Here is a 15,120-nt window from a genome sequence, read left to right as displayed (position 1 = left end):
TTATTCGATTCCTGTATTAACAGTTTCGTTTAAACACAACCTGGTCGTATTGGTATGTCATCCTTCTCACTAATGCCGCCATTGAAATAAATCACTGCTTCCGCAATTGCACACGGGTTCCACCGGATAAATCGTCTTGTATTATCCATCATCATACTTTGCATATGTCGCAATGATTGTATCATCAATTCGTATGTGGTTATTTAGATGTTGTTATTTATAAATTTCATAAGCAATTATAATTTATTTGTTTTACTCTTTACCGAACTCTAACGCCTGCACACACATGAAAATAGCATACTCATTCCTTTGGTCATAAGGGTTCCTTTTCGCTGTTATTTTATTAAACAGCCGATAAATAAAAAACCCCGCAATTCCTTGCGGGGCCTGTGTTATATCGAATTAGTTTGTTCAACCTATTCATCAGCGTAACACGCCCCGCAAACAGTAAAGTCACCTATCGGACTCCAGCCGTTCAGCGATTCAATATTTGATTGTTTGCGTAACATGTTTTTGTTGATTTGTTTATGCAAAGGTGTCAATAATTTTTCAATTACACCAAATATTTTGTGAAATTTTTTTGAAAATATTTTTTTGATCGCCTATAGCCCCGCTACTTTCTTCGGCTATACGTATCCATTAATTGAAGGCAACAAAGTGGTTGTCAGTAAGAAAGCTTATGCAGCAGCGTTAGATGTTACTGGGCTTGTACAGGTTGTTCTTGATGGCATAAATGATAATGCCGGCGGTGTTCTTCACTTCCATTTTTTCCATGATCTTTAACCGCAACCCTTCCACAGTGCGTACACTCAGGAATATTTTTTCGGCAATTTGTTTGCTGGTGAGGCCATTACAGATATCCGAAACAATATCAATTTCCCGTTCATTGAACTCGGGTTTCTGTTTTTGCTTGTATGGATTGAACTTGCTTTTGGCCACCATTTGGGCCAGCTTATTGGAGGTATGTCGGCAATAATAGGGCTGTTGCTGGTAAACCGATTTGATGGCTTCTATGATCTCGTTCTTATCGGCATTTTTTAAAAGATAACCGCGGGCCCCGGCTTCCAGCATATCGATAATCAGGTCCTCTTCGTCGAACATGGTTAGTGCAATAATGCCAACGTGGGGGTAATGCTCGGCAAGATGGCGGGTAGCGGCAGCCCCATCCATTACCGGCATTTTCACATCACTGATAACAATATCAGGCTCCTGTGATTTTACCAGTTCAATCAATTCTTTGCCATTGGCGGCTTCGGCCACCAATAAAATGTCTTGCTGTTTTTGCAACATTGCCCGCAACCCGTCGCGAAAAATCTCATGATCGTCAGCAATAGCAACTTTTATATTGCCATATGTTTTCATAATAACACCTGGTTCTGGTCAAAGAGGAATTTCAATTGTATATGTGGTGCCCTTACCAGGTTCAGAATGACAGGTAAGTTCACCGCCCATCACCTCGGTCCTACTCTGCAAGTTACGAAGTCCAAGGCCGGGATTGTCTTTTACTTTAGTAAAATAATCAAAACCTTTTCCATTATCTGCGGTCATGAGCAAAAGGCGGTTACCCTCGGTTATAATTTTGATGATCAGCAGGGATGCCTGGGCGTGTTTTATGGTATTGTGAAGAATTTCCTGAATGATGCGGTAGATATTGACCTCTTTGTATTGATTCAGGTGCATATCCTGCTCACATATAAATCTTATTTCTAATCCGCATACGTTACGGTTATTATCAATAAACTCGGTAATGGCCTTCTGCAGTCCCTTTCGCACCAGGGTATTAGGCATAAGGTTATTGGAAATTTCCCGCAGTTTGCGGATTATGCTATCCAGATGGGTGCTCGATTTACTGATTACGGCCTCATCGTCGGGATCGGTGGTATTGAGGCTGTTTATTTGAAGCTTTACGGCAGACAACAGAGGGCCCAGTTCATCGTGAAGGTCAGAGGCTATACGGCGGCGTTCTTTTTCCAATGTATCAATTTCGGCCTGTATCTTCTCCTTATGCAGTTTCAGGCTGCGGCGCTGATAGCGGATGATGGTGATAATGAAATATAGTAAAATTATACCCACTACCCCCACCACTATCAAAATAGACTGGTAAAGTTCTTTTTCCTGGGTACCCATATAGCTGCTACTGCATATAAAAGATTAACCAATAAGTTCGAATATACGCTTATTGCCCATAAACCACGCCGGAATTCCTTACTTACTTTAACGTTGAATAAAGATATGCTTGTTACTACTACAAGTATAAAGAATGAATAAAAAATTATCAGCCCAATACAGATCCAAAACTTCGGGTTTTTGAAAATGCTGATGCGCTCATTAACCACGGCTTTATTAAATGTACTTACGCTGAAAAAGATCAGTGCAAACGAATACAGGGTAAAGAAGTATACATTATGCTTTACAAATCCTGTCGATAAAAGGCCTTCCAACAGCCATATTACAAAAAAAACACTTGCTATAACTATAAATGTCGACTTCTTTCTGTTGAACAATCCCCAGTTATGAAAAAGCCATAGAAACAGGTAAAAGTCCAGGTAAGAAAAAATATTCTGTACTAAAATGAAGGCATCCGGATGCCCCTCTTGTGTCAGCCACCAGTTTAATATCTCTACGGTTAAAGCAACACTGCAATTAAAAAGGAAGGGATAGTAAGACGGATCTATCCTTCGAAATCTTACTATCCCGATTATTACAGCAAAACCGATGCTTAAACTTAAAATAAAACGTACGGTACTATCCATTGTACGAATGAATCTCGGTCATTGAATTAGGGTAATGTTTCCTGCTTATTAAGGCTGAATATCACATGGAGGACTGCATTGGCCATATTCCAAACCACCATCATCACTGGTTGCCTGGGCGCCCATTGTACTACCTCGTTTGCCTTTTAAGTAAACATTCTTGCCATTTTTATCCACGCCAACGATCATTATGCGCAAGGCTCTCTTCTTCTCGCCACCGGGCTTAATTCCATAATAAAATTTAAATCCGGCAACAGTGCTGTCCTTTAAATAGTCAACTATCGAAGCCCTGTTGAAGACCTCATAATTTGGGATCATAATATCCGGAAGTCTTTGATCAATGGTATCACGGGCCTGGTCAAAGTTCTTTTTATAAATATCGATGCTCATAACAGGAATGAAATGATCTTTTTTACCAAGCTCCGATGTGTCTTTCGGGTTCTTGATACAAACTTCATCTTTTCCGGGTTGAGGGCCGCCTCCACAGGAGCTGATCAACGTGGCTCCCATAAAGAATAATAGTACAAAAGGGTAAGTCAGATAAGACTTCATGTTAGTTGCCATAAAAATAATTTAGGTTAAACGGGCGCTAAAGATATTTGTAAATACCTGCCACAAAATCCGTAGAACTACCTAATTTATATACAGCTACTACTTGTTACTTTTGGTACTTTAACGCTTGCTCCTCAAGGCGATATAAAGGAACTTTGGATCAACCAGGTAACCCGTTCCCGAGTCACAGGTGAAAGTTTAGGCCCAATCGAACTTTTATAACTTTTAATTTTAATTCCATGAGACAGCAACACTCCTCCATTAGCAAATCAGACTCTGTTTCGCCAAACGAAACTGCCCACACCCTCGTTCAACCTATTATGGCCGACTCAGCAGAAGTAATGGATTATTATTACAGGGAAAAGATCCGGGAACTGCAACAATCCCTTGCCCAACTTAACTTACTGGACAATGCCCCCGAAATTGCCGGTTTGTGTAAAGAGATAATTCGTACTAAAGAAGTACTACAAAGGTTCATGATAAAAAAAGAAGGCGGGAGCTCTGTTAATTTCTTAATCAAATAACCTTCCCTGGGCGCCCGGCCGTCTGAAGGTGGTCGTATCCAGATCAAGCTCTTCAGCGTTCATTCCATACAGTTTACCGTATTTGCGATATTGCTGGGAAATGATCTCGGCAATATCGCCTTCCCCACGCATCCTAACACCAAACCTGGTATCATTTACCTGACCGCCATGGCTTTGTTCTATCATATGCCATACTTTATCGGCCCGGTCGGGAAAGTTTTTATACAGCCAGTCATGAAACAATAATTTAACCGATCCATTCAACCTTACAAATGTATATGCGGCAGAAGTGGCGCCATGCTCTTTTGCTGCCAACATAATGCGTTGCATCTCATGATCGTTCAACCCCGGTATCATGGGACCCATCATTACACCTACCGGAATTCCTTCCTCGCTCAACTCTCTTATCAGGCGTAAGCGTTGCATGGAGGTGGTGGTGCGTGGCTCCATTACCCGCCGCAGGTCTTCATTCAACGAGGTTATGGTAACCATCACCGAAGCCAGTTTCTTATTGGCCATTTCTTTCAAAATATCTTTGTCCCGCACCATACCGCCGTTTTTGCTGATGATGCCTACCGGCTGGTTAAATGAATTGCACACTTCCAGCAACGACCTGGTTAACCGGTACTTTTGTTCGGCCGGCTGGTAACAATCGGTATTCCCACTCAAACTAATAGGCACACCTTCCCATTTGGGGTTCATTAAAAATTTACGCAGGAGTTGCGGGGCATTCGTCTTTACAATGATCTTTCTTTCAAAATCAAGTCCCGCGCTATAACCCCAGTACTCATGTGCATTGCGGGCATAACAATATATACATCCATGTTCGCAACCCATGTAAGGATTCATGCTGTACCACATGCCTACATCGGGACTGGTAACTTTATTTACCAGGCTTTTGGCCTCCTGCTCCAGGTATTGGGTGGGTTCCTGCTTTTCGGTCCAGTCGTCAATGCCTTCTACATGTTCCTGCACATGCTGCTCCTTGAGAAAGCGGTTCTTTGTATTGATCTGGGCGCCCCGACCTTTTTTATAATTATCAGGCTCGTCCATCTTCCTCGGGGTAACCCGGTAACTGTCCTGCTTTGTTTCTTTCATATCATACCTTTTAATTTATCACATAGCCAAACTACTTCATAGATAAGGTTGCTAATGCAGTCCCGTACGACGCTCCCATCCCGATAAATCGGGACAGGAGGTGGTTCCCATTTTTTAATTTGAAAGCTTAAAACATTACCACTACAAGCATGACTATACAAATAACTCCCCTTGTTTTGTCGTAACGGGTAAATTCATAAATTCAAAACGTTGTGCTATTTGCCACGATCTATCGCCCAGGCGACGTTTCAGGAATAGCATATTATCTGCTATAAATGATCCGGTAAATTGCCGGTGCGAAAATTCAAGCCACCCTTTTTCATATTGCCAGGGCACCAGCCTGCGGCCGATGGCAATAAACGGTTCATCAATAAAATGTGGTTTGTGTTCATTATCCAGCTTCATCAGGCGCTGCGCTTCCTTTATTTCACGCACCAGGTTTTGAACCGGTATTTTGGTAGTAACATTTATAAAGATGGTATGCGATGGAAAACTTCCATAATCTTTCAGCGATACTTTAAATGGCTGAAAACCCATACCTATCACTTTCAGGCGGTTCACAATCCGTTCTTCCATCATCTCCAATTGGGTAAACCGTACCAGGGCAAGATGCGGCTTGCCAATAAGCGCAGCTGAATTCTTATACGTTTCGCTGAACTCATTTCTAACCTTCGCAATTTTATTACGCAACTCTTCATGCGGGTTCAACACCAACATGTATTCATTAATTCTGCAACCGGGTATAGACTGAATATTGATTTTCATAATTGATTTTTTAAGGATGAAATTATATGTCAGGCCACTTCACTGTAAGATTTATGGTTAGCGGGCAAAAAACGAAATACGTTTATGGTTTTAGCGGTAGCAAAGGGATGGTCACGCCCCAGCAAAACCAGTTCTGTGGCCATAAAATGCGCCCTGAAGGTTTTACGCGAATACACAGGCAGGGCATTATGGTAAACGGGTTCAGGTAATTCACAGGCCAGCGAAATATGCGGTATGCGGTCAATGACACTGCCGGCCATGGCAACTACATGATTGTCGAGCATTTTTAATTGGCCGGCCAGTTGTTGCAGGGGTTGCGGATTTTGAATACGCAGGTAAATGCTGTGCTGCGGAAAGCCACTATAGTTATTAAGTGTTACATCAAAACTATTGTGCTGACTGCAAATGCGTTGTATCCACCGGATCAGCGTTTCCTCCATGCCTTCGCCTGCATAAAAACCAGCCACCATTATATAAGGGAATGCTTTTGTCACATTTTCCACTCCATAATTCATAAAGAAGCGCTGCTTTTCTGCCATAATCTTTTCATACACAACGGCATCAGGATATATAACCAGTTTATATTCCCGGTGTCCGCTGCCATTCCAGGCAAATGGAGTGTTTTTTACTAACCCGGTATTCATAAATCATTTTTTATTGGATCAACAATTTAGCATAAATTTACTAAATAATTTAGTACATCAAAAATTAAATTATATGGAGGGGGAATTTTTTAACGAAACATCGTACCGGGGAACAAAAAAGTTCTCGCAACAGGATGTTAAAACAGCCGATGCCACTGGCTTTGGCGCTGCGGCCGATGATTACATGGAACGCGGTATTGACCTGAATGAACAACTGATCCGTAATAAACCTGCTACTTTTTTTATGCGTGTACGCGGCGACGCTATGACGGGCGCCGGCATTTATGATGGAGACACCATTATTGTCGATCGCAGTATAAAAGCCGAGAGTGGTAAAGTGGTAGTGGGCATATTAAATGGAGAAATGTTCATCCGTCGGCTCGAAAAAACATTTAATAAAGTACGGCTGTTGTCCGAAAACAAAAAGCATGCAACCATTGAGGTAGATGCATCGTGCGATTCACTGGGTATCTGGGGCGTTGTAACGTACGGTATCCATCAGGTTTAGATCTTTTTTGTACCAGGCGGTTGTGCTACTATTTGACCGTCGTTGTGTCACTCACTTGTACACCTTTATCGCTATTGAGCAGGTAACAACATAATTAAACCATTCCATTAAGCCATCCTATGTGTTTATTGAGCCGCTCCGGTTTGCGGGGCGGCTCCCAACCCAATAGCAAATAGTTTTTTATGAAAGCAATTGTTGACTGCAACAGCTTCTATTGTTCGGCCGAACGATTGTTCAGGCCCGATCTGCAACACAAACCGGTGGTAGTATTAAGCAACAACGATGGGTGCATTGTTTCCCGCAGCGATGAGGCCAAAGCCGCCGGCGTGGGGATGGCCGTTCCTTATTTTGAGGCAAAGCCGCTTATTCAACAACACAACATTTCTGTATTTTCTTCCAACTATAATTTATATGGCGATCTCAGCTGGCGGGTTATGGAAACCTTACGCATGTTATTAGGCGATGCCGCCAAAGTAGAAGTATACTCGGTTGATGAAGCATTTATGGACATGGGCGATGTGCCGGAAGAAAAGCTGTATGAAACAGCCATGAACATTCGCCAAACGGTTGAACAATGGACGGGCATTTCTGTATCCATAGGGGTGGCGCCTACCAAAACGCTGGCCAAGCTGGCTAACTATCTTGCCAAGAAAAACAAAGACGCTACGCAATGTGTGTATGTACTGGCCAACCGGCAGCAACAGGTAACTGCCATGCAACAAACACGGGTAGGTAATGTATGGGGTGTTGGCTGGGCTTATGCGCAAAAACTCATCAACCTGGGCATTACCAGTGCCTGGGAATTATGCACGATGTCTGAGGAATGGGCATATGCCAACCTGGGTGGCGTTACAGGCGCACGGCTTATCAGGGAACTAAACGGATTGCCATCGCGCGATATGGAAAAGCCGCTGGTAAACAAAAAAATGATCGCCACTACCCGCATGTTCGGTCAACCGGTAACTGATATCAATGATATTAAAGAAGCTATAGCTACCTATACATCCAGGGCAGCCGAAAAGTTACGGCGGCAGCACAGTGCTGCGCGGGTCATCAGTGTTTTTATTGTTCCGCGCGAACAGAACTATGAAGTAAGTTTTCGCCGGGGTGCTACGGTAAGCTCGCATGTTACTTTACCTGCCGCTACCAGCAGTACCAACGAGTTAATAAAACCTGCGGTACAATTGGTGGAGTCGTTATACGAACAGGGCAAGGTGTATAAAAAAGCCGGGGTTATGTTGGCCGGGCTGGAACCGGATGAAGCTATTCAGGGCAATTTATTTTTACCGGAGCCACAAAAGTATAACCGGCTTTTGATGAGCATGATGGATAATATCAACTTCAGCATGCGCGATGATGTGCTGAAATTTGCTGCCTCCGGGCTAACCCGTGACTGGAAGATGCGGCAGGAGTTACGCAGTAAACGCTATACTACCCGTTGGGAAGAATTGTATGAAGTAAGTTAGTGCTACTGGCACTTATTTTGTACATTTATTACAATGCCGATTAATAGAAAACAAAGCATTCTTTTTACCTTCTTTCAATAAAAAAGCCTTTTCTGGCCTTACTACCCTCTTACTATTCCCTTACTATTGTCTTACTATTCCCTTGCCTTTACTATGGTTTATCCATGGGTCATCTATGCTGTATCTACGGTGTATCTATGGAGTATCCATGGTGTATCTACCTTGTAGCTATGGCAATGCTAAGTGACTGCCACGGCCAATCTTAGTCAAAGAAGGTTATCTGCGTGCCTGCTGCCTGCCCTTCCGGTTCTATAAAATGTGGTTGAGCCAACTGCAAACCACAGGCGGCATTAAGTTTATCGGTGAGGTAAATGATCAGTTCTGGTGAATACAATTCATCTTCCATATGCACAAAGAAATACAGTTCCTCCAGGCCCTGTTCAATCCAGTTAATGATGCGTTCTATCCAGGCATCCAACCGGGTATAATCTGTTGGGTGCATACTATTGGCCACAAAACGTACAAATGCTTTTGGAATAGTCAGGTGCATATGGGCGCAATCCCTGCGGCCCGAGGTGTCAGTTATTACAGCGCCTTTCTTCAGCAAATACAACGTATTGAAAAATTCCTTTCGGATGGCTTCCTGTGCAAACCAGTCGGGATGACGCACTTCTAAAAAGAAGGTCACGTCGTTGGGTAACGCTTTTAAAAATGTATACAACTCATCTTTACGGGCGGGGCCAAACGAATCGCTCAGTTGTATAAACACAGGCCCCAGGTGTTCTTTAAATGCTTTTATGCCCTGCAAAAATTCAGCTATCATCCCTTCCTTGCCTCTTAAACCACCCTGATGCGTTACACCCTGGTATAACTTGGGACAAAAAGTAAAATCCCGGCCATTGGCTTTATCGGCCCATTTGGTGATGGCCGTTGGATCGTAAATTTTATAATGCGTGGCATTCAGTTCAATGCAATTATAATGTTGTACGTAGTTGCTCAAAAAATCTTTCTCCTTTGCTTTGGCCGGGTAAATTTTGCCAAGCCAGCCCGGCACGCCCCATTGCGGACATCCGATCCGGATGTTTACGGTGGGCTTTTTCACGCCGCCCAGGATCTTTTTATTACCGGCAGGTTCCGGCGGAAGTGTAAAATCCACCGTATCTAGTTCACTTACAGGCAGTTTTCCAAACTTCATAGAAAAACAAGTTACCTGAAATTTTCCATTTTTTACCCTTGTGAACTGGTCAACCCGTCAACTTTTCAACTTTTTAACCCATCTTTAAAATATTGCTATCCGCTGGTCGTCTACCCATGTATAATACATGAAGGAGACGCTTACGATAGCACCTGGCATGACGACTGACAGGAAACGCAATATAACGCAGGTCATTACCGACTATAGCAAACGCCTCATGGGCTTTATCCGCAAGCGGGTAAACAATGAAGCCGATGCTGAAGATATATTGCAGGATGTGTTTTACCAGTTTGTTGGTAACACGCAGCCTATTGAGCAAATGACTGCCTGGCTGTTTACGGTAGCCCGTAATAAAATAATCGACCGGCAAAGAAAAAAGAAACCTGAAGCCCTGGAAGACCTGTTTGGGGAAGAGGAAAATGAAGAAAGCGGGCTTAACTGGACTGAATTTTTATTTGATGCCAGCGATAACCCCGAGAAAGACTACCTGCGCACCCTCTTTTGGGAAGAGTTGAACAATGCGCTCAACGAATTGCCCGAGGAACAAAAGCAGGTGTTTATATTGAATGAACTGGAAGGAGTACCATTTAAAGAAATTGCCGAACGAACCGGCGAAACGGTGAACACCCTGCTTAGCCGCAAACGCTATGCAGTACTTCACCTGCGCAACCGGCTAAGTGTGTTGAAAGATGAATTATTAAATTATTAAACAACGTGTAACATGAAACGTAGATTCTGGTTTGGCAAAGCTGTAATGATCCTGGTATTCTGTACAGCTTTTGTCATGTTGTTCAGCTATATAGTAATGAGCTTGTGGAACGGCATATTGGCCGATGTACTGGGTGTAAAAATAATCACCTTCTGGCAGGCACTGGGTATACTGGTATTATCAAAAATATTATTCAGCGGCTTTGGTGGCTTTCACCATAAAAAAGAACATTTCAGGAACCGCTTCCGCCAAAGAATGCTGGACAAATGGGAAAAAATGACGCCCGAAGAAAAACAGCGATTCAAAGACGAATGGAAGACCCGTTGCAAAGGCGGCTGGCGTGGTGGTCCATTTAACGACCGCGATTTTCCCACCCATGAACCCGAAGCTGAGAACAAGTAAACCCGCTTTTTTAATAAAGCTTATAGGTAATGGAAGTGCTTGTATTTAAAACCAACCTGCGCTTTAAAAAGCAGATCAATGCGGTGACACCCCATATCAACAACCTGCAGGGTATTGCCCGCTGGAATGTTGACCTCGATGATACCGACAAAATACTTCGAATTGAATCCGTTGATCTTAGTCCCCGCTCTGTTGAAGCTACCTTACAACAGGCGGGTTATTTTTGTGAAGAACTGCAATAAGCTATTGGTATCTGCGCTCGAGATCGAACAGGATCTTTCTATCATCATCAGTTAAAGTTTTAATCAAAACAGTATCCTGCGGTACAAAATGTATTTTAAACGAGCGGATGGCCGCCAGGGTATCTTTCACATTATAGCCTATAATACGTAAAGCCTGTGTTGCATTAAAATAATCAGGCACCACCACGGCCGTAGTATCATACCACAATCCAAAACCACGTTGTGACAACGTCTGCCAGGGAAAGTAGTGGCTGGGATCATTTTTCCGGCCCGGTGCTATATCGGCATGACCAATAAAATTAGCCGTGGGAATTGAATAATGATTCTTTAGTGTATCCAGCAATTTTACCAAACTGGTGATCTGTGCCTCTGGGAAAGGTTCATTACCGTTATTATCCAGTTCAATGCCAATGCTGCTTGAATTGATGTCGGTAAAATTGCCCCACTTGCTTACCCCGGCCTGCCAGGCACGCAGGTAATCGTTCAACATGTGGTGTATGGTGCCATCCTTACAAATAACATAATGCGCGCTCACCTTGGTGCGTTCCAGGGTAAATGTTTTTAATGTTTGCTCGCAGGAGTTTTGCGCCGTATGGTGTATGATAACAAAATTGGGTTTACGCAAATCGAAGTTGGTGGTGCCAACTGTATAAGCCGGCATAATGGCCGAATCGAGCAGCAACTTATTGGGAAAAAACTTTAAGTTATTGGCTAACTGTTTTGCCTGCTTTTTATACACCCTGTTGGTTTTGGCATAAGGATTATGCGCACAACTGTAAGCCAGGGCCGAAATTACTATAACAAAAAACAAACTTCCTGCAAATACTCGCATAGTGAACGGTTTTTTATAACCTATGCAAAGTAGGGAAGATAAATGTTAAGCAAAAAAAATCCTCCCCGGTTAAGAGGAGGATCTTTATCTATCGATATATCTGCTTGTTATTTTGGAGAAGCACCACCTATTCCACCACCGCTGTCATTGGCACGTTTGTTCTCTTCTTCAGCGCCTGTTTTACGTTGACGGGCCGCTTTCACCTGGCTGTTACCAAACCGGTAAGTAAAGTTCAGTTTAAACTGACGGCTTTCAAAGTTACCGGCTGCCACAGTGTGCTGTCCGGCATAATTGCTGGTACCTTTCCATTTCAGGGTATGGAAGATATCACTTACCGATGCTTTGATATTACCCATTCCTTTTAATACGGTTTTCTGGAAACCGCCATCTACACTCCAGATATAACTGCTTTTAATAGTTCCCTGCCAAATGGATGGAGAAGTATAAAAACCGCTCATTTCACCTGTCCAGCCTTTGCCTAACTTAAATGTTTGTTGTGCAAAGAAGTTAACGGCATATACATCCAGGTTAATTTTTCTATCGGGACCATTATCAGCTTTGTACTTTGAATAATAGGCATTCAAATTACCAAAAATGCTATACCATCTGTACTGGAACGGATAGCTGATGTTCAGGCTCACGATATCCTGGGTGGCCAGGTTCTTCTGGGTAATGAATGCTTTCGATTTTTCTGTTACATCAACCAGTTGTGAGAAGATGTCTTTTACATGGCTATAATTCAGGGTAGTGTTTAACCGGTACTTATACGTATGGGTAATGCCCACGCTGTTAGTGTACTGCGGTCTTAACCCGGTATTACCTTTTCTGAACGTATACTCATCAATTTTAAATTCAAATGGATTCAGGTCCTGGTAATTAGGCCTGTCAATACGCCGGCTGAAGGTTAAACTATACTGGCTCATAGGCTTTTTGTTTAACGTAATGGCCGCACTGGGAAACAGGTTGGTGTAATCACGGGTAAAAGTAGAATCGTATGGAACATACTTAAACTGGTTGCCATCCCATGAGAAACCTTGTGACCTACCTGTTGCATGAGTATTTTCAACCCGCACACCTGCCTGTATCATAAAGCCTTTGAACTGCCTGTTATAGTTGATATAACCGGCACTGATATTCTCCTTATATAGGAAATTGTTACTACGCGAAGTATCATAATACCTTGTTTGCCTGTCGCCCGCATCAACATCATAGCGTTTAAAGTCATTATTACTTTCTACATATGAAACTTTACCACCCAATCCTAAACGGCCTTTTTTAAAGTTCTGTTCATAATCGGCCTTAAAACTGTATAGATCAATATCAGTAGGCGCATTCATAAAGTAGATGCGGCTATAGATCGCTTTGGTTTCGTCGGTTGGGTTGTAATAATCGTTGGGCTGATATTGGTCGCTTTTGTTACGATAAGCGCCATAATCCGCATCGAGGTTCAACTCATGGCCTGAAGAATCGGCGTACCGGTAGTTCAGGTTCCCATTGATGTTATTCTTCTTATTCTTACTGGTGTTATTCGCAATCAGTACACGGTCAACAACCTGGGTGGGCATATAAGAAATAGGCGTACGCGCGTAGTTATTGATGTCCTGATCGGTAAAAGAACCATTGGCCATTATACCGATGGTACTTCTCTTATTAAGAAAATAATCCATACCTGCTTTAAAGTTATGGCTCTTGTTCCCTACATTGATCTTGGTCCGGCCATTAAACAGGGTGTCATCTACCTCGCGGTGCAGGTTTATATTGGCTTCGTTGGGGTTGTCATTATAGTTATAGTTGCCAAATACGTTTACATACTTATTGCGGTTGTTGAGGGAGAAACCGGCATTGTATTTTGGCGTATAACCAATATTATAACCTGCATTTACACTTCCATTTGTACCATAGCTTTTGTTCTTCTTCAGCCTGATGTTAATGATACCGGCGTTCCCTGCAGCTTCATATTTGGCTGAAGGGTTGGTAATGATCTCTATAGCTTCAATAGAAGATGACTGAATGGTCTTAAGATAGTCAGACAGGTCTTTTCCGGTGAATGGAGTTGGGCGGCCATCTACAAACACCTGTACGCCGTTCTTGCCACTTACAGTCAGGTTATCGTCTTTATCAACCATAACGCCCGGCGATTTACGTAACAGGTCAAGGGCATCCTGACCTACTGAATTAATAGTTCCTTCTACATTTAAAATAGTTTTATCAGCCTTAACTTCTACCATAGGTTTACGGGCGGCTACTACTACCTCTTTCAGGTTACCGGCAGTTTTGGTTAATGTAACTTCAGGAACAGTTACATCCCCGGCGCCACTTACTTCAAATGTTGCAGAAGTTTTGGCAGTATGACCGGTAAAGGTAACCGCTACAAAATAGCTACCTGCATTGATACCGGTAAATGAGTACTGACCGGTGGCATTGGTAGCCGCCAGCTTAACCAGGGCTGAGTCTTTTAGTTTTTTAAGTGTTACTGTTGCTCCGGATAAAGCCTTTCCTTGATCATCCTTAACGTTACCCGTTATTTGCTGCGCCATGGTAACAGCGGCACATAACAAAGGCAACATTAGTAATACCAGCTTTTTCATGAATTAAATTATTTGAAGATTTAGTCGGCAAAAGTATCTGTGTGTTACAGTCATTTTACTTCGTATACACCAACGGTAAATAAATACTTTTAACGGTTATATTGTAACCCAATGAAGTATACTTTTTTTGATGTATTATTTCTATTTGATAAGTAGGGTAATAAATGTTTAGTCATTGAGTAACTAAAGCCGCTTACAATTGTTCGTATGCTTCATTGCGTACTATTACTTAATATGTTCAGTAGATAACTTTAGCGGTTCACCACAGTAATCTTTACTTTCACACGCATAAATCAGCAGTTCACACACATTGGTAACTACAACAAAAACCTTCCAGTTACTTTTGGCTTCTGGCTGATCGTACGCTGTTCTTTGTTTACTGAAAATGTTTTGACTCACCTTCAATAGGATGCGCAGGAGAATTGCTGGTAATGTATCCGTATTGCTGCAGGAGCCCCCGGAGTAAATATCCTTAGTTGGATACAGTCGTTCGCCGTGCATCATTTGCGAACGTACTTGTATGCTGTTGAAAAACCCAAAACCGGAAAATGAATGAGGCGCCTATCTGAACCACAAGCATCTGGAAAAATTATTACAGCATGGAGTGACTGGGCTGGTCACTCCCCTGCGCTCTCTTTTTCGTAAATCGTGAAAACGTGAAACGGCAAACGTGAAACGTGAAATGGCTCGCCACATTTGAGATTAATATCAGATCTTACACCTCCGAAAAATTCTTTGCCTTCTGCCTTCTGCCTTCTGCCTTCTGCCTTCTGCCTTCTGCCTTCTGCCTTCTGCCTTCTGCCTTCTGCCTTCTGCCTTCTGCCTTCTGCCTTCTGCCTTCT

Annotated in this window: 16 protein-coding genes; 7 read left to right on the top strand and 9 right to left on the bottom strand. The window is 42.8% G+C overall.

The genetic code is table 11. The features are described from left to right. Positions 1-690: 690 nt before the first annotated feature. Complete coding sequence (locus ACJ751_RS01630) at positions 691-1,362, bottom strand: response regulator (protein WP_407743632.1); 672 nt, start codon at positions 1,360-1,362, stop codon at positions 691-693. Between the two features lie 18 nt (positions 1,363-1,380). Further along, positions 1,381-2,127, bottom strand: coding sequence for a sensor histidine kinase (locus tag ACJ751_RS01625; protein ID WP_407743631.1), 747 nt, complete (start codon positions 2,125-2,127; stop codon positions 1,381-1,383). 180 nt (positions 2,128-2,307) lie between these two features. Here ACJ751_RS01625 and ACJ751_RS01620 point away from each other — a divergent pair, with 180 nt between their 5' ends. Further along, positions 2,308-2,517, top strand: a complete 210-nt coding sequence (locus ACJ751_RS01620) for a hypothetical protein (RefSeq protein ID WP_407743630.1) — start codon at positions 2,308-2,310, stop codon at positions 2,515-2,517. Between the two features lie 284 nt (positions 2,518-2,801). Here the strand turns inward: ACJ751_RS01620 and ACJ751_RS01615 are convergent, their stop codons facing one another. Further along, complete coding sequence (locus tag ACJ751_RS01615) at positions 2,802-3,317, bottom strand: hypothetical protein (RefSeq protein WP_407743629.1); 516 nt, start codon at positions 3,315-3,317, stop codon at positions 2,802-2,804. A 227-nt stretch (positions 3,318-3,544) separates the two neighbouring features. Here ACJ751_RS01615 and ACJ751_RS01610 point away from each other — a divergent pair, with 227 nt between their 5' ends. After that, the gene (locus tag ACJ751_RS01610; RefSeq protein WP_407743628.1) at positions 3,545-3,829 is read left to right on the top strand and encodes a hypothetical protein; all 285 of its coding nucleotides are present in this window, start codon (positions 3,545-3,547) and stop codon (positions 3,827-3,829) included. On the opposite strand, the gene ACJ751_RS01605 is transcribed toward ACJ751_RS01610, so the two are convergent. The 3 genes from ACJ751_RS01605 to ACJ751_RS01595 form a co-directional block, all read right to left on the bottom strand. Next, on the bottom strand, positions 3,818-4,927 hold the full coding sequence (locus ACJ751_RS01605) for a PA0069 family radical SAM protein (protein WP_407743627.1): 1,110 nt from the start codon (positions 4,925-4,927) through the stop codon (positions 3,818-3,820). The genes ACJ751_RS01610 and ACJ751_RS01605 overlap by 12 nt on opposite strands. Before the next feature lie 153 nt (positions 4,928-5,080). Continuing rightward, positions 5,081-5,692, bottom strand: a complete 612-nt coding sequence (locus ACJ751_RS01600) for a 2'-5' RNA ligase family protein (protein WP_407743626.1) — start codon at positions 5,690-5,692, stop codon at positions 5,081-5,083. A gap of 29 nt (positions 5,693-5,721) precedes the next feature. After that, positions 5,722-6,336, bottom strand: coding sequence for a 2'-5' RNA ligase family protein (locus ACJ751_RS01595; RefSeq protein WP_407743625.1), 615 nt, complete (start codon positions 6,334-6,336; stop codon positions 5,722-5,724). Between the two features lie 73 nt (positions 6,337-6,409). Here ACJ751_RS01595 and ACJ751_RS01590 point away from each other — a divergent pair, with 73 nt between their 5' ends. Together ACJ751_RS01590 and ACJ751_RS01585 are read left to right on the top strand one after the other, a co-directional pair. Beyond that, complete coding sequence (locus ACJ751_RS01590) at positions 6,410-6,844, top strand: LexA family protein (protein ID WP_407743624.1); 435 nt, start codon at positions 6,410-6,412, stop codon at positions 6,842-6,844. Between the two features lie 182 nt (positions 6,845-7,026). Continuing rightward, positions 7,027-8,310: a Y-family DNA polymerase gene (locus ACJ751_RS01585; RefSeq protein WP_407743623.1), complete on the top strand. Its 1,284-nt coding sequence runs from the start codon at positions 7,027-7,029 to the stop codon at positions 8,308-8,310. A gap of 262 nt (positions 8,311-8,572) precedes the next feature. Here ACJ751_RS01585 and ACJ751_RS01580 read toward each other — a convergent pair whose 3' ends face one another. Further along, the gene (locus ACJ751_RS01580; RefSeq protein WP_407743622.1) at positions 8,573-9,505 is read right to left on the bottom strand and encodes a DUF72 domain-containing protein; all 933 of its coding nucleotides are present in this window, start codon (positions 9,503-9,505) and stop codon (positions 8,573-8,575) included. A gap of 127 nt (positions 9,506-9,632) precedes the next feature. Between ACJ751_RS01580 and ACJ751_RS01575 the strand changes: the two genes are divergently transcribed. From ACJ751_RS01575 to ACJ751_RS01565, 3 genes are read left to right on the top strand one after another with little or no spacing between them, the layout of a single operon-like run. Further along, positions 9,633-10,214: an RNA polymerase sigma factor gene (locus ACJ751_RS01575; protein WP_407743621.1), complete on the top strand. Its 582-nt coding sequence runs from the start codon at positions 9,633-9,635 to the stop codon at positions 10,212-10,214. A 12-nt stretch (positions 10,215-10,226) separates the two neighbouring features. Continuing rightward, entirely contained in the window at positions 10,227-10,616 is a 390-nt protein-coding gene (locus ACJ751_RS01570) for a hypothetical protein (RefSeq protein WP_407743620.1), read from the top strand. Between the two features lie 29 nt (positions 10,617-10,645). Further along, entirely contained in the window at positions 10,646-10,858 is a 213-nt protein-coding gene (locus ACJ751_RS01565; RefSeq protein ID WP_407743619.1) for a copper chaperone, read from the top strand. Between the two features lies 1 nt (position 10,859). Here the strand turns inward: ACJ751_RS01565 and ACJ751_RS01560 are convergent, their stop codons facing one another. Then, positions 10,860-11,690 (bottom strand): N-acetylmuramoyl-L-alanine amidase, encoded by an 831-nt coding sequence (locus ACJ751_RS01560; RefSeq protein WP_407743618.1) that lies wholly within the window; start codon positions 11,688-11,690, stop codon positions 10,860-10,862. 107 nt (positions 11,691-11,797) lie between these two features. Further along, positions 11,798-14,278: an outer membrane beta-barrel protein gene (locus tag ACJ751_RS01555; protein ID WP_407743617.1), complete on the bottom strand. Its 2,481-nt coding sequence runs from the start codon at positions 14,276-14,278 to the stop codon at positions 11,798-11,800. Between the last annotated feature and the right edge of the window lie 842 nt (positions 14,279-15,120).

This window comes from Niastella sp. (assembly GCF_045805085.1).
Classification (GTDB): domain Bacteria; phylum Bacteroidota; class Bacteroidia; order Chitinophagales; family Chitinophagaceae; genus Niastella.
This window is presented reverse-complemented; position numbering and strand designations above follow the sequence as displayed.

Excerpts from the sequence above, each read along its gene's own strand:
- ACJ751_RS01630 (WP_407743632.1), bottom strand. The coding sequence starts at position 1,362 with ATGAAAACATATGGCAATATAAAAGTTGCTATTGCTGACGATCATGAG.
- ACJ751_RS01625 (WP_407743631.1), bottom strand. The coding sequence starts at position 2,127 with ATGGGTACCCAGGAAAAAGAACTTTACCAGTCTATTTTGATAGTGGTG.
- ACJ751_RS01615 (WP_407743629.1), bottom strand. The coding sequence starts at position 3,317 with ATGGCAACTAACATGAAGTCTTATCTGACTTACCCTTTTGTACTATTA.
- ACJ751_RS01610 (WP_407743628.1), top strand. The coding sequence starts at position 3,545 with ATGAGACAGCAACACTCCTCCATTAGCAAATCAGACTCTGTTTCGCCA.
- ACJ751_RS01605 (WP_407743627.1), bottom strand. The coding sequence starts at position 4,927 with ATGAAAGAAACAAAGCAGGACAGTTACCGGGTTACCCCGAGGAAGATG.
- ACJ751_RS01600 (WP_407743626.1), bottom strand. The coding sequence starts at position 5,692 with ATGAAAATCAATATTCAGTCTATACCCGGTTGCAGAATTAATGAATAC.
- ACJ751_RS01595 (WP_407743625.1), bottom strand. The coding sequence starts at position 6,336 with ATGAATACCGGGTTAGTAAAAAACACTCCATTTGCCTGGAATGGCAGC.
- ACJ751_RS01590 (WP_407743624.1), top strand. The coding sequence starts at position 6,410 with ATGGAGGGGGAATTTTTTAACGAAACATCGTACCGGGGAACAAAAAAG.
- ACJ751_RS01585 (WP_407743623.1), top strand. The coding sequence starts at position 7,027 with ATGAAAGCAATTGTTGACTGCAACAGCTTCTATTGTTCGGCCGAACGA.
- ACJ751_RS01580 (WP_407743622.1), bottom strand. The coding sequence starts at position 9,505 with ATGAAGTTTGGAAAACTGCCTGTAAGTGAACTAGATACGGTGGATTTT.
- ACJ751_RS01575 (WP_407743621.1), top strand. The coding sequence starts at position 9,633 with ATGAAGGAGACGCTTACGATAGCACCTGGCATGACGACTGACAGGAAA.
- ACJ751_RS01570 (WP_407743620.1), top strand. The coding sequence starts at position 10,227 with ATGAAACGTAGATTCTGGTTTGGCAAAGCTGTAATGATCCTGGTATTC.
- ACJ751_RS01565 (WP_407743619.1), top strand. The coding sequence starts at position 10,646 with ATGGAAGTGCTTGTATTTAAAACCAACCTGCGCTTTAAAAAGCAGATC.
- ACJ751_RS01560 (WP_407743618.1), bottom strand. The coding sequence starts at position 11,690 with ATGCGAGTATTTGCAGGAAGTTTGTTTTTTGTTATAGTAATTTCGGCC.
- ACJ751_RS01555 (WP_407743617.1), bottom strand. The coding sequence starts at position 14,278 with ATGAAAAAGCTGGTATTACTAATGTTGCCTTTGTTATGTGCCGCTGTT.